At 54.7% G+C, this 14,203-nt stretch carries 13 protein-coding genes and 1 pseudogene; 8 read left to right on the plus strand and 6 right to left on the minus strand.

The features are described from left to right. Positions 1–229: 229 nt before the first annotated feature. The 3 genes from PQU95_RS15815 to PQU95_RS15825 are packed head-to-tail and all read right to left on the minus strand — an operon-like array spanning position 230 to position 2,452. On the minus strand, positions 230–1,156 hold the full coding sequence (locus PQU95_RS15815; RefSeq protein ID WP_272752907.1) for an SDR family oxidoreductase: 927 nt from the start codon (positions 1,154–1,156) through the stop codon (positions 230–232). 54 nt (positions 1,157–1,210) lie between these two features. Beyond that, a complete protein-coding gene (locus PQU95_RS15820; protein ID WP_272752908.1) occupies positions 1,211–1,624 on the minus strand; it encodes a MerR family transcriptional regulator in 414 nt (137 codons plus the stop codon). Positions 1,625–1,660: 36 nt separating this feature from the next. Then, complete coding sequence (locus PQU95_RS15825; protein WP_272752909.1) at positions 1,661–2,452, minus strand: type 1 glutamine amidotransferase domain-containing protein; 792 nt, start codon at positions 2,450–2,452, stop codon at positions 1,661–1,663. Between the two features lie 288 nt (positions 2,453–2,740). Here PQU95_RS15825 and PQU95_RS15830 point away from each other — a divergent pair, with 288 nt between their 5' ends. The 3 genes from PQU95_RS15830 (at position 2,741) to PQU95_RS15840 (ending at position 6,878) form a co-directional block, all read left to right on the plus strand. Then, positions 2,741–3,979 carry an NADH:flavin oxidoreductase/NADH oxidase family protein gene (locus PQU95_RS15830; protein WP_272752910.1) on the plus strand — a complete coding sequence of 413 codons (1,239 nt, stop codon included), beginning with the start codon at positions 2,741–2,743 and terminating at the stop codon, positions 3,977–3,979. Positions 3,980–4,034: 55 nt separating this feature from the next. Then, on the plus strand, positions 4,035–5,441 hold the full coding sequence (locus PQU95_RS15835) for a coniferyl aldehyde dehydrogenase (protein WP_272752911.1): 1,407 nt from the start codon (positions 4,035–4,037) through the stop codon (positions 5,439–5,441). Between the two features lie 429 nt (positions 5,442–5,870). Continuing rightward, positions 5,871–6,878 (plus strand): hypothetical protein, encoded by a 1,008-nt coding sequence (locus PQU95_RS15840; RefSeq protein ID WP_272752912.1) that lies wholly within the window; start codon positions 5,871–5,873, stop codon positions 6,876–6,878. Positions 6,879–7,149: 271 nt separating this feature from the next. Here PQU95_RS15840 and PQU95_RS15845 read toward each other — a convergent pair. The 3 genes and pseudogenes from PQU95_RS15845 to PQU95_RS15855 all read right to left on the minus strand — a co-directional run. Then, a pseudogene (locus PQU95_RS15845) lies at positions 7,150–8,112 on the minus strand (IS481 family transposase); the annotation flags it as partial. A 131-nt stretch (positions 8,113–8,243) separates the two neighbouring features. Then, positions 8,244–8,624: a DUF7668 domain-containing protein gene (locus PQU95_RS15850; RefSeq protein WP_272752913.1), complete on the minus strand. Its 381-nt coding sequence runs from the start codon at positions 8,622–8,624 to the stop codon at positions 8,244–8,246. A gap of 369 nt (positions 8,625–8,993) precedes the next feature. Next, positions 8,994–9,404 carry a ParB-like protein gene (locus PQU95_RS15855; protein WP_308446616.1) on the minus strand — a complete coding sequence of 137 codons (411 nt, stop codon included), beginning with the start codon at positions 9,402–9,404 and terminating at the stop codon, positions 8,994–8,996. Positions 9,405–9,512: 108 nt separating this feature from the next. Between PQU95_RS15855 and PQU95_RS15860 the strand changes: the two genes are divergently transcribed. The 5 genes from PQU95_RS15860 to PQU95_RS15880 all read left to right on the plus strand — a co-directional run bounded on the left by PQU95_RS15860 (position 9,513) and on the right by PQU95_RS15880 (position 14,063). Then, the gene (locus PQU95_RS15860) at positions 9,513–10,559 is read left to right on the plus strand and encodes a carbon-nitrogen hydrolase family protein (RefSeq protein ID WP_272752914.1); all 1,047 of its coding nucleotides are present in this window, start codon (positions 9,513–9,515) and stop codon (positions 10,557–10,559) included. Between the two features lie 45 nt (positions 10,560–10,604). Then, positions 10,605–11,708 (plus strand): cupin domain-containing protein, encoded by a 1,104-nt coding sequence (locus PQU95_RS15865; protein WP_272752915.1) that lies wholly within the window; start codon positions 10,605–10,607, stop codon positions 11,706–11,708. A 63-nt stretch (positions 11,709–11,771) separates the two neighbouring features. Next, entirely contained in the window at positions 11,772–12,674 is a 903-nt protein-coding gene (locus PQU95_RS15870) for a fumarylacetoacetate hydrolase family protein (RefSeq protein WP_272752916.1), read from the plus strand. Positions 12,675–12,701: 27 nt separating this feature from the next. Further along, positions 12,702–13,457 (plus strand): maleate cis-trans isomerase family protein, encoded by a 756-nt coding sequence (locus PQU95_RS15875; RefSeq protein WP_272752917.1) that lies wholly within the window; start codon positions 12,702–12,704, stop codon positions 13,455–13,457. A 21-nt stretch (positions 13,458–13,478) separates the two neighbouring features. Continuing rightward, positions 13,479–14,063, plus strand: a complete 585-nt coding sequence (locus tag PQU95_RS15880; RefSeq protein WP_272752918.1) for a flavodoxin family protein — start codon at positions 13,479–13,481, stop codon at positions 14,061–14,063. Positions 14,064–14,203 lie beyond the last annotated feature (140 nt).

The raw sequence follows: 14,203 nt of genomic DNA on the forward strand, positions 1-14,203 counted from the left end.
CCAGCAAGCTGTCCAGTAGTGCGTCAGGTACGTTGTGATTTTTCGAGCTCATTGTGCCTCCAGACTAGGTAGCAGTTTCCTGCCAAATGTCCGTTTACACAAAATTCAGTACACGCCCGCTTCTCGGCCAAAGCAGGCCTTTTCATGCCCGATAGAAAATGGCTGCTTTCATTTTAGAAGCAGCCGAGAAGGTTACTAATGAACGAGAGGCAATTTATCCCGGGACAAACTACTTGGTCTCACGCTTAATCTCGCCAATACCTTGTTGGTATGTTGTCACGACAAAGTCGGGGAAGCGGCGCTTGAATTTGCTCGAATCAAACAGGTTGTCGCGCTCATAGCGGGGAAGCAACTCCCGAACTTCCCTTGCCGGCTTGGAGAACAAGCCAAAAATGGCAAAGGCCCACTTGCCAATTACCGAGTAAGAAGGCGCGTTTCCAAATGCCGCAGTCGCCATGGTGACGAACTGCCTGTAGGTTGGCTGGTCATCGCAACAAGGTAAGTGCCATGTTTGTCCAAACGCGTCCGGGGTGTTGCCTAGCGCTGCCAATGCTCTACTCGCATCCGGCGTCCAGATGAGGGTTCGCTTTGTGTCATCACGCACGGGAACACGAGGCGCCTTACCTTGCTTAAGATTGTCAAAGATGAGGGTGTTTGTAATGCTTTGCGTGATGCCAGGGCCATAAAACTCGGGAGCTCGCCCAATGACGACGGGTATCTCCCCCCGTGCCATCTCCTGCAGCACCATAGCGGCCATGTCCGCACGTATTTTGCCTTTTCGGCCAACCGGTTCGAAAGATGTCTCTTCCGTAAGAAGCCTATCGTCCTGCGGGTACATGTAAGTATTGTCAAAATAGACAAACTTGGCACCTTCAGCCCGGCACGCATCAATAGCGTTCCTTAGCATTGAGGGGAACTGTGCCTCCCAAAGCGCTGTGTCCGGTGGCAGACCAGCGGTGAAATAGACAATTTCACTTCCCTTGACCGCCTCACGTGTCTGACTAGCATCAAGCAGGTTGGCTGGCATCAACATGTCGGTAGCGTTGACCTTGCGCGGGTTGCGACTGACAAGCCGTATATCATGGGTGTACTTGTTGTGTAGCTCGCGGGCAAGTTCTACTGCGATCTGGCCATTGGCGCCAAGGATTGTTTGCATGATTGGTCTGACATCCTGAAAAATGGGTTGAGATTGCGGCATCCGTGCTGTGCCTTATTTATCGATGGTGATACCCATGCTGGCTATCACTCGGGCAGCATTAAGCTTGCAATCCATGTCTTCCGGCTTGGATTCAATCAACTGAATCAGCGATTGAATATGCGCTTTGTTCTGAGTCAGTCGCACCTGCAATGTCTCAATGTCCGCGACCTTGCGTTGCAGTGTGGCAATCAATGCGTCGTGCTGCCAAGAGGAAACATCCGCAGGTAATAATTGCTTGATTTCATCCAGCGAGAAACCGGCCTGCTGTGCATCACTGATGATGGTCAGTACTGCCACAGCCTCTGGAGGGTAGTCGCGGTAGCCATTCGCCTGCCTACTTGCCACCTTCAGCAGGCCCCTGGATTCATAAAAGCGGATTGCCGAAGCCGCCATGCCGGTACGCTTGGCCAGTTCTCCGATTTTCATACTGTTCCTTACTGAAACATATACTTGGTGACGGGTTTACGGCTGCTTTAGGTTTTGCAATGCGGCCAACAATGCTTGAGCTACTTCTTTGCTGGAGCCTGGGTTCTGCCCGGTAACAAAACGGCCATCTGTCAGCACAAAGCTGCTGAACGGGATGAGCGATTTTTCGTAGCGGGCGCCCCTGGCTTCCATCTCGCTCTGCAGCATATAGGGCACCTGATCTTTTACCCCGGACAGCGTTTCTTCCAGATTGGAAAACCCCGTGACGCGATGGCCGGCAATTAGCGGCGTGCCGTCATCCGTTTCTAGATCCAGCAGACCGGCCGCACCATGACACACCGACGACACAATGCCGCCATGACGATAGACGCTTTCGGCGATGCGTTTGAGTTCCCTGCTGTCACGGAAGTCCCACATCGTGCCGTGACCGCCTGTGTAGAAGATCGCGCGATAGCCTGTAGGGTCGACTTCGGCCGCCGCCTTGGTCGATTGCAACCGCACCAAGAAAGCCGGGTTATGCAGATGCGCCTTGGCCGCAGTATCCAGATACAGCCAGCCCAAGCTGCGCTCGTCCAATGGCACGGTACCACCACGTGGACTGACGAAATCCACGGTGTAGCCTGCATTGATCAGAACATCGTAAACGTGGGTCAGCTCGGTTAGCCACAGTCCAGTGCGGTCGTTCCTACTCGGATAGTGGTCATGATTAGTCATCACCACAAGCACCTTGCCAGCATTGGTAGACATGTTGGTGGTCGATTCAGCGATAGCGGTTTTCATCATAAATAGCGAGAGGGCGAGCAGGGCAAGCTGTTTGAAAATGGACATGGGTAATACCCTTCGAATCATAGAATATTCCACCACGTCATCAGGCCAGATACGACAGCCTGCCAGAAATGATGGCAAGCACCATGCTAAGCTTAAAGTAAACTTTAATGTCAACAGCTAGATTTCCAGTCCTGACTGCCGGCGAGACTGTGGCGAGATGGCTGACAAAATGCCAACTTAGTCCATGGCAAGCATCAGGCGGCGGCGACGCGTTTTTTCTCGATCTTGGCTTGACCTTCAAGTTGGCTTTAATCCTATCGTGCAGTTTCCTCTACCCGGGAGACCACGATGACACCCTTCACTTCCCTGACCCTGCCCAATGGCACTCAACTGCCGAACCGCCTTGCCAAAGCTGCCATGGAGGAAAACATGGCCGACGAGGATCATGCACCCTCCGCTGATCTGATCCGCTTGTACCACACTTGGGCGGAAGGCGGTGCTGGTCTGTTGATTACCGGTAATGTCATGGTGGATCGTCACGCCATGACCGGTCCGGGTGGCGTAGTGCTGGAGTCAGCGCAATTCGGCGCCCGCTTTGAACAGTGGTCGGCCGCTGGCCGTGCGCAGGACGCACAAGTCTGGATGCAGATTAACCACCCTGGCCGCCAGATGCCGGCTGCACTGGGTCAGAAAGCCATTGCGCCATCGGCTGTGGCGCTGGATCTGGGTAATTTCTCCAAACAGTTTGAGCTACCACGCGCCATGACGGAGGCTGACATTACCGAGGTGAAGTCTCGCTTTGTCCACACAGCACAGTTGGCCGCACGCTTCGGCTTCAACGGCGTGCAGATCCACGCCGCACATGGCTATCTGCTCAGTCAGTTTCTGTCGCCCATCACCAACCAGCGCAAAGATAACTGGGGTGGCAGTATTGAGAACCGTGCCCGGTTGTTGTTGGATATCATCCGAGAGATACGCGCAGCGGTAAGTCCCGACTTTTCCGTTTCGGTAAAGCTCAACTCCGCCGATTTCCAGCGTGGTGGCTTCAGCACCGATGATGCCAAACAGGTGGTTGCGATGTTGAACCCGCTGGGGGTGGACCTGATCGAACTGTCGGGTGGTAGCTACGAAGCACCCGCTATGCACGGCAAGGCCCGCGATGGCCGTACGCTGGCGCGCGAAGCCTACTTCCTCGAGTTTGCCTGCGACATCGTCGCCGTTGCCCGGATGCCCATCATGGTAACCGGCGGTATCCGCCGCTATCCAGTGGTGGAACAGGTACTGCAAAGCGGTATTGCCATGGCCGGCATGGCCACTGCACTGGCGATAGATCCAAGGCTCCCCCGCACTTGGCACGTTGACACCACGGCGACTTCCTTGCTGCGTGCCATTCCATGGAAAAACAAGGTATTAGCATCGCTGGCGTATATGGCGATGGTGAAGTACCAGATGAGCCGTCTTAGCCGGGGTAAACGCCCCCGTCCCGATGTTGCTCCAGCAATAGCGCTGGCACAGCAGCAGTGGGATACCACATTCAAGAATTACCGTTACCGCCGCTGGATAAATGCTCAAGCCGTAGCTGCATGATCACATCGACAGGTGAAATATGACGACTCCCCATGAAGTAACTCCCCAAGCCTGCATGATCGATACCCTGCAGCGACAGCGTGCGGCATTTCTTCGAGATGGCACCCCCGACCTTGCTAGGCGACGTCAACACCTTGCAACACTACGCACCGCAGTGTTGGCGTACCGGACGGAAGTGGCGGCGGCTATCAGCGTAGACTTCGGTAACCGCTCACGGCATGAAACGGCCATCATGGAGCTGACAGGCGCGATCCAGTCCATAGACTATCTGTCGCGCAGACTGCGCCGCTTCATGCAACCGCAACGACGGCATGTCAGCATTTTCTACAGGGCAGGCAGTGCCCATGTCGAGTACCAGCCCAAAGGCGTCATCGGCATCATGGCACCGTGGAACTATCCGCTTGCCCTCACCATCATCCCGCTGGCTACCGCGCTAGCTGCTGGCAATCGTGCCATGATCAAACCATCGGAACTAACGCCGCATACTAGCGACACCATCCAGAGGCTGCTGGCCGACTGTTTCGAGCCGGATGAAGTAGCCGTCATCCAGGGCGGTGCTGAAGCAGGAGCCGCATTCAGTGGACTTCCCTTCGATCATCTGCTGTTTACCGGCAGTACTGCCGTTGGTCGCAAGGTCATGCAGGCGGCCAGCGAGCACTTGGTGCCGCTTACCCTGGAGCTAGGTGGCAAGAGCCCGGCCGTGATTGCCCGTGGTCATGTCAACCGACAGAACATAAGCAGTCTGGTTTACGGCAAGCTATCCAATGCCGGCCAGACCTGTGTCGCGCCCGACTATGCATTGGTACATGAGAGCGACCTAGACAACCTCATCAGCCTCTACACATCCACCGTGGCAGACTTCTATCCAGCTGGTCCGACCAGTGTGGACTACACCTCCATCATTAGTCAGCGTCACTTTGACCGGCTGACCAGCCTGGTAGAGGATGCGCAGCGCCAGGGCGCTCGCGTCATCACGGCCGGCGTGGCACCGGAGAGCGCAGTACTGCGGGCACGCAGCTTTGCTCCCATGCTGCTAGTGAATGTGGATGAGCAGATGGCGGTGATGCAGGAGGAGATCTTTGGTCCCATCCTGCCGGTGCGTACATACCGCACCATGGGCGATGTCATCGGCTATATCAATGCCGGGCCCCGTCCGCTGGCGCTATATTACTTCGGTACTCAAGACGCAGATTGCCGGGCACTCCTGGACAGGACGACTTCCGGCAATGTCGGCATCAACAACACCCTGATGCATGTGGCCCAGGACGACTTACCATTTGGCGGTATCGGCCCGAGTGGCATGGGCGCCTACCATGGTATCGAGGGCTTCCGCGCCATGAGCCATGCTAAGGGCGTTTATGTGCAAGGGCGCTGGAGCTTTCCACGTCTGCTGCATGCCCCTTTTGGCAAGCTAGCGGAGCTGGCGATACGGGTGACACTCGGACCAGCTGAAAACCGGTAGCACGCAGTATTCAGTGGCGTCCCAAATCCGAGAGATTTTTTTATCAGTGCACACTCCCTCTGTACTGCGTTTTGGCCAGCATCATGCTGGCCATTTTTTATGGCCTGCTGTAACTGAGCATTTTCATTCGAATGAAATTCGAATCCAGCTATGTCGCTTTTTTATTTGCAAAGCAGGCTCGCAGCGATATTGCTTTTTTACAACATGGTACCCGAAAAACATCCAACCTCTACTTGAGCATAAAGCAACCTTGAAGGTTACGCTGCCATGTGGCTGGCCGAACTGACGTCCCGATACTACGGTTTTTTATTCTGGCCAGTACAAAATTCGCAAGAGTGGAAGAGTGCTTCAACTAATGTATTCCATCAAAAAAAGTAACCCATCCACATTGCTGATACGAACTTGAACTATTCATTAAAGGTGCCCACCATGAGTATACGTTATACCGCCACAATAGTCGGCCTGCTGCTGAATATCGCTGCCACGCATGTCTGGGCGCAGGCTGGCGCAGTAAAAGAACAGACTGCCAAGGTCCCTATCAATATTGCCGGAAACGACGTCCCTGTACCGGCTGGTGGTCTGTACGACCGCTATCGCTCCAATCCGCCGTTATCGGTCATTGCCACGGAAGCTCCAGACGTTGATCTTAGTTGGTTCAAGGGTTTGAAAAAAGAGAAGGTCGATATCGGTTTTGAGTCTTACTCGCCAAACTTCTATTACAAAAACAGTAGAATCACCGCCGTATTTACGGCCGATATTGCCATGTTGAGAGAGTTGATGCCGGTCGCAGTACTGAAAGAAGTCCAGCCACTTCAAATATGGCCAGGCCGGGGGCTCGTTGCATTTACTGCTTATGCCTACCACTATTGCGACAATGATAGCTATAACGAGGTCGCTCTCTCAATTATTACCAACAAACCCGGCCATTCCAATTTCGGTCCTTTAAGCTTGATTGGCCAGTCGCTGTCAAAAGATTTCTGGGGCTATGTCCTGAAACTGCCGGTAGATACCGAACTTGCAAGAGTTCGGGGCGTAGTTGGATACAACTTACCCAAATGGTTGACCAGTATTGATGTCAAGGACGGCGAACAGTCTCTTACCTTCTCTATCAAAGACAACAAAACCGGCAAAACCGACGTTGTTTTCGAGGGAAAAAAGCTGGCCGACCTATCGCGTGAGGTCGGCATGGTGAACAACGGTTTTATCAATCTGGATCAGCAGGGACGGCTGACCTATGGCCATGCCATATCACGCCAGCTTGCTTATGCCTCCAGCTCGAGTGCGGACGCAGCCAAGCTGGTGCTAAGTGATGGTAGCCTTTCCGGCTACATCAAGTCCTTGCAATTGGGGAAAATGGTGAAGTACGAGTATGTGCCAGAATTCCAAAGTGCTCTGTATGCTCCCGCACCATTGGCATCCCTTTTGAATAGTAATTAACCTTCACTCGGTGAATCGCCCCACGTTTGCTCGATACGTTTGTGGCCGCTTCCAATCAGTAAGCGGCCACCGCTCATCTAGAACTCGAACATCCGCTCCGGCCGGAAGTTGGTCATTCGCCATATGCGATTCCGAGGTTCGTACTCCTAGGCACTAGATGGATTTTTATCCAAGCAGCTTATTCACTTGCACGTATTTCAGGTAAAAAATCGGGGTGCTTTTCAAGAATTCGCAATAGGAGGATGATAGCTTTGGGTGGGATTGCTTCCATGTCCAGTCCCGGACGATTACGCACCTGCTTTTTGAACAGTTCGGGATGTGATTTCTGCCACTGTTTCATCGCCAGCAATGGTGTCTGATGCGCCAGCATCCTTTGCGGCAGATGCTGGTTGTACAACAAGACATAACGCAGCAGCGTCGCCTCCAGATCTTGCCCAGACTCAAAGCGGTGCGTGGCCAGCACCTCACTGATACGCCCGTTGAAGCGCTCTACCATGCCATTCGTTTGTGGGTGGCGAGGCTTGGTTAGCCGGTGCTCGATCGCCAGCGCCACGCACAGCTGATCGAATTCATGGTGACCGCTGGCCTGCTTCTGCTTATTGAACAGACGATCGGTGAACTCGCTACCGTTATCTGTCAGCAGGGTGCGGATGTGGCATGGGCTGGCTTTATGCAGCGCCGCCAAGAATTGCCTGGCCTCTTTCGCCGTCTTGCTCGGGCGTAGCTGGGCAAATACCCACCGGGTAGCGCGGTCGATGGCGACAAACAGATAGCGGCGCGAGGTTTCATCCGGCATTTGCGGCAAGTATTTGATATCCATGTGGAAATAGCCAGGCTCGTAGGCTTTGAATGGCTTGCTGGCCGGGGTGGTTGGCCGCGTATCCAGATCGCGCAAGTTACCTACGCCGTGCCGACGCAGACAGCGGTCCAGGCCGGAGCGGGAAACGTCCGGATTGAGGAATTCGCGTACGACGACCAGCAAATCGTCCAGGCCCAGACGGCAAAGCTTTCGCAGTTCAACCGCCACGATTTCTTGCGCCGGGCTGAGGGTAGTCTGCAGGCGGTGGGCGGTATGGGGCTGGTCCAACACGCTGTCGCGCTGCTTCCACTTGCGGATGGTGTGGATGCTGACATTGAAGCGTGCGGCCAACTCGGTAAGCGTGCCGACGGCGTGTTTGATTTCCTCGCGGATGGCGGGGGTGGTGCGGGCTTGTTTGTGCAGTTTGACGATCATGGATTGGGTGCTCGGGAGAGTTGTAGCAGGATACCCATGACTTCTCGTGCTGTGTTCAGTTTGAGTAGCCGATTTCTTATATGATCGTCAGGGATGCGACACTTATCCGGGGTACGGGCTGAGTTTGTTCTTTAGGGTACATAAATCATGTAAACCTTAAACAGGTAATCATGGTCTTTCTCGTAAACCCGCAACTGCAAAACCAGATCGCTTCGCCCCTCTTCGACTGTAAAAAGATCAATAAGCACATCCCAAAAATCCCCAGCCCACTGACACTGCGATGTGTCCCAGGTTTTTTCTGGCAGTGTTGTTAAACTTGCGCCATATGTAGCAATACTCTCCTCAAGCTCTAGCGCAGTACTCTGCGATATGGGAAGAACATTGCTAATGCCTGTTGAAAGGGAGTAATCACCGTCAGAAAAGGCATCAACTATTTTATGAATTGTTTCCCGCCAGATGTCTGGGATAAATGTGGGGCTGTCCAGATCTTTTGAAATATTAACGACACTCATTGGCTGATACCTTTCTTACGTGTATTGCAGTGGCAAGCATTTGCATGCCTCGATATGATTTCCCTGTGCAGTGCATTCTCCATCTGCTCAACACTGTATGTGATATCGATCCGGATTTGTTTGATCAATTTTGGTAAGTAGCCTGGATAAGGCGCAGCCGCATCCGGGGAGATATCGCGCCCAAATGCAAGCGCATGATTGTATTGGGGTGCAGTACGCGGCTATTTCCCAGCATGCATCCCAACTACCCCCTTACTGCTTCTTGCACGCCTTGCCGGGGTAGCCGGGCAGGGGGCTGGCCTCGGGACTGCAGGCTAGCTGTTGCGCCTGCGCCAGCTGTGCCGGCAATGTGGCGGCGGTAACGTCAGTCTAGCCCATCTTGTTGCCCAGCCAGCTGGCCCAGGCAAATTCCACAAAGTATACGTCGTCTTTTTTGCTGAAGTAGCCGTCGTCCTGCAGCCAGCCGGCCAGGCTGCGGTACGGGTAGTCGGGCAGTGCGCTTAGCGTGGTGGGTAGTTGCGCCGGCGCCAGCGGCTGGCCTTGTTGGTTATACAGCCAGGCCCAGTGCCGTGCCTGCATCTGTGCCCAGAAGCCGGCAGCTTGCCGATGACCTGCACTGGCGCCTCGGTCACGCCCACGCGCAGCAGCGCGCTGGCAAAGTGGTGGCGGTCTACCAGATACAGTTAGTCGCCGGTGCCGATTACCACAGGGCGGTTCTTGTTTACGAATAAATAGTTGACATCTAAAATAAATGTAACTATATTTTTTACACATGAACATTGTGATGGAGTAGTTGCCATGCCGACGTGCCTGGCAGTGCTTCAAAAGTTCTCAAGGCTAAGGGCGGCAAGGTAAGCCGCTTCGACCTGGGGCACATCGGAGGATGTTATGCGTGAGTTTCCACGTTTCAAGGCGGCTGCTGTACAGGCATCGCCTGTCTTTTTGAATGTCGACGCCACGGTCGAGAAAGCCTGTTCCCTTATTCGTGAAGTGGGCGCCAATGGGGCTAGCCTGGTGGCGTTTCCCGAGGTGTTTGTTTCGGGCTACCCGTACTGGAACTGGATCATGACACCGGTTCAAGGCAGTACCTGGTATGAGAAGTTGTATCGCAATGCTATTGATATCCCTGGTCCGGAGATTGAGGCGCTGTGCGGCGCCGCGCGCGATGCTAACTGTCATGTAGTAATCGGGGTGAACGAGCGCGGTGCGTCGAGCCTGGGGGTGATTTACAACTCGGTGGTGTTTATCGACAACAAGGGGCATCTGCTGGGTGTTCACCGCAAGCTGGTGCCTACTTGGGCAGAGAAATTGACCTGGACGCCGGGTGATGGCAGCTCGCTGCGCGTGTACGAGACAGAGATCGGTCCTTTGGGTGGTCTGGCCTGCGGCGAGAATACAAATACGCTAGCGCGCTTCTCGCTGCTGGCTCAGGGAGAACTGGTGCACGTCGCCAACTATATCTCGTTGCCAGTAGCGCCGGCCGACTATGACATGGCCGAAGCCATTAAGGTGCGTTCTTCCGCACACTCCTTCGAAGGCAAGCTTTTCTCGATTGTCTCTTGCTCCACCATTTCTGACGAAATGATCGAGGCTTTCTCTAATGAGGTGCCGGATGCCGCCGCACTTCTACGGCGCAAGAACAGTGCATTCTCAGCCATCTTTGGGCCGGATGGCCGCGTTATCGGTGAGCCGTTGATCGATCAGGAAGGCATCGTGTACGCCGACATCGACCTGGCCAAATGCATTCAACCCAAGCAGATGCACGACATCATCGGCCACTACAACCGATTCGATGTATTCCAACTGCACGTTAATAAAACGCCGCTGCGTTCTATTGCAATCAAGGATGCAGGTGTGTCTGACAACGGCTTGGCTCAAGTTGGTATCAACGCAATGGAGCCAAGTGTCCTGGCTGAAATGCGGGCCACAAAGTAATTACCCCCCACACCCTGATTTTGGATCTTGAAAGAGAGGTATGACATGGCAAGAGAAAATGTGATCGGGCGCGCCAATGTTGAAGACACGCCGGAGCTGAATGCTTATTACGAGCAGCTTGCTGAATATGAGGCGGGTGCTTTGTGGACGGTAGCCAACGATATCGAGCCGTGGTTCCCCGCGCCTAAGTCCGTGCCCACGTTGTGGCGCTACAAAGAATTGCGTCCCTTGGTGGTGCGTTCTTCTGAACTGGTCTCTCCTGAGAATTCCGGGCGCCGCGTGGTCATGCTGCTCAATCCTGGGCGTCATGACGTAAGCGCCAGCGTGGGCTTGCTGTATTCCGGCCTGCAGATCGTGCAGCCGGGCGAATCTACCTCTGCCCACAAGCATATGGCCTCTGCGCTGCGCTTCATCATGGAGGGGCAGGGAGCGTACACCGTGGTGGATGGCGAGCGTATGAAGCTGGGCGCACGCGACTTCGTGATCACTCCGAACGGCACTTGGCATGACCACGGCCACGAGGGCACCGAAGGCCCTTGTATTTGGCAGGATGGTCTGGATATCCCGCTGGTCAACGCACTGGATGCGAATTTCTATGCGGTGCATCCGGAAATCCGGCAGCAGGCCAAGACACAAGGTACGACTTACAGCACTTACGCTGGCGGCACGCTACTGCCTACCCAGAACAAGTGGGATCGACCTTACTCGCCGCTACTGCATTTTCCGTGGGGGCCGTCCTACGACGCCCTGCAGCGTCAGGCCAAGGTCAGTGACGGTTCGCCATTCGACGGCATCATCATGGAGTACGTAAACCCGCTGACCGGCAAGTCCGTCATGCCGACTATGGGGGCACATCTGCAAATGTTGCGTCCTGGGGAGGCCACCCGCGCGCATCGCCACACCGGTAGCGTCATGTACAACGTGGCTAAGGGCCACGGCTATTCGATCATCGGCGGCAAGCGGTTCGATTGGGAAGAGAAAGACATCTTCTGCGTGCCTTCCTGGGCTTGGCACGAGCATGTGAACTTGTCTTCCAGTGAAGATGCAGTGCTGTTTTCCTTTAACGACTTTCCTGCCATCAACTCGCTGGCGTTCTACGCCGAAGAGGCATACCCGGACAATGGTGGGCATCAGCCGCAGCCAGCTTGATCCGATGCGTATCTACTAAAGTCATCGTCATTTCGTTCTCATTTTCTTTGTCGGAGATACATCATGCGTTTGGTTAACTATCAAATTGGTCAAGCCAAGGGGCGTCTGGGTGCGGTGGTGGGGGACGTCATTGTCGACCTGGCCCGCATCGCAGAGGTAGAAGGCACGGTGTTGCCGGACAATATGCTGGCGTTCATCCAGGGGGGCAAGCAGATGCAGGCCCTGGCGCATGGGCTATTGGGCAAATCCGAAGGCAACTGGCCGGCCGGCGTTACTGTACCGGCGGCATCGGCCAAACTGCTGGCCCCGTTCCGACCGAACAAGATCATTGGCATCGGGCTGAACTATGTAGAACACGTTGAAGAGTCCAGCCGTACGCTGGATACCAGTAAAGAGCTACCGACCCGCCCGGTATTGTTTGCCAAGGCATCCACTGCGGTAATCGGCCCGGATGATGCCATTCATCACAATGCCAATCTGACCAATCAGGTTGACTGGGAGTCCGAGCTGGCCGTGGTAATGGCCCGTGATGCCAAGGGGGTGAGCGAAGCCGAGGCGCTGCTATACGTCTTCGGCTACTCCATCATGAATGACATCAGTGCTCGCGACCAACGTCGCTCGGGCCTGTGGTTTTTCTCGAAAGGCCAGGATACCTACGCGCCGTTCGGCCCGTATGTGGTCACTGCTGATGAAATTCCGGATCCCCATGCCCTAGACATCAAACTGCGTGTCAACGGGGTTACCAAGCAAGACTCCAACACCAAATACATGCTGTTCAAAGTGCCGACGCTGATCGCCGACATTACCTCGGGTGTGACCCTGGAAGCTGGCGATGTCATCGCCACGGGTACCCCGTCGGGCGTGGGTGCAGGTCGCGTGCCACAGGAATTCCTGCAGCCGGGCGACGTGGTTGAAGCGGAAGTAGAGCAGCTGGGTATTCTGCGCAACCACGTTGTAGCGGTTTGATCATCTCTCAGCTAAAGGATTGAGCATATGAAGCGAAATCGTTATCGCATTGGCCAGATCGTTCCCAGTTCCAACATTACGATGGAAACGGAAATACCGGCCATGTTTCGTGCGAGGGAGGCCGTTGAGCCGGAGTGTTTCACTTTTCATTCCAGTCGCATGCGCATGAAAGAGGTGACCAAGGAACAGCTGGAAGCAATGGATGCGGACTCTGACCGCTGTGCTCTCGAGTTGTCCGATGCCCAGGTAGATGTACTGGGTTATGCCTGTCTGGTTGCAATCATGAGCATGGGTAAAGGCTATCACCGTGAGTCGGAAGCCCGTTTGCACCAGCGCACGGTAGCCAATGACTTTCCTACCCCGGTGGTGACCAGTGCTGGCGCCCTGGTGGATGGCCTGCATACCTTGGGGGCTAAGCGCATTGCGCTGGTAGCACCCTATATGAAGCCGTTGACCAAGCTGGTGGTCGACTACATCGAGAGCGAAGGGATCGAGGTGCAGGATTATATTGCGCTGGAGATTCCGAACAATCTGGAGGTGGGTAGCCGAGATCCGCTGGCTCTGGTCGACATTTATAAGAAGCTCAACTACCAGGGCGTGGACGCCATTGTGTTGTCCGCGTGTGTGCAGATGCCATCTTTAGAGGCGATCCAGGTGGTGGAAAATGAATGCGGGATACCGGTGGTGTCGGCGGCTGTGTGTACTACTTACCAGATGTTGCGCAAGCTGGGGCTGCAAACTGTAGTTCCGAATGCGGGCTCGTTGTTGTCTGGGCGCTATTGATAGGGCCCCGGGAGCTAGGTCATGAAAATTGTAGTGGTATATCACAGCGGTTCAGGCCACACGGAAGTGTTGGCTCGGGCTGTGGCAAGAGGCGTGGCGGATGTTCCAGGCACCGAAGTGTCTTTACTGAGAGCACGGGATGCGCCCAAGCACTGGGAAACGCTGCGCGATGCTGAGGCTATTGTGTTTGGTGCACCGACTTACATGGGGAGTGTCAGCGCGGAGTTCAAGCATTTCATGGAGTGGAGCCGTGAAGTGCGTGGCCAATGGCGGGACAAACTGGCTGCGGGCTTTACGAACTCGGCCAGCCAAAGTGGCGACAAGCTCAATACCCTAGTGGACTTGGCGGTGTTTGCCGCACAGCACGGCATGTACTGGGTCAGTCTGGGGCTGAAGGCGGGTAACAACGCCAGTATTGCTGGGGTAGCTGACATTAACCGTCTGGGTAGTTTCCTTGGTGCTATGGCGCAATCTAATGCAGATCAGGGTCCGGAACTGACGCCGCCGGCCAGTGATGTTCGCACTGCGGAACTGCTTGGGCAGCGAGTAGCGGGTGCTGCCCAGCGGTGGGTGGCAGGGCGAGAGACGCTAGGTGACAAAGTTTGACGAGGGTGATCATTTAGTCACTTGGCCTACTGCCGGATGTTGTAATTAGTGCCTTTTTGCCGGCATGCGGGAAAAACCTCAGATATTTGCTTTATTTGTAAATTATTCATGAATAAATTAACTGATGCTTGGTTTATTCA

This window comes from Vogesella aquatica (assembly GCF_028548455.1).
In the GTDB taxonomy this organism is placed as follows: domain Bacteria; phylum Pseudomonadota; class Gammaproteobacteria; order Burkholderiales; family Chromobacteriaceae; genus Vogesella; species Vogesella aquatica.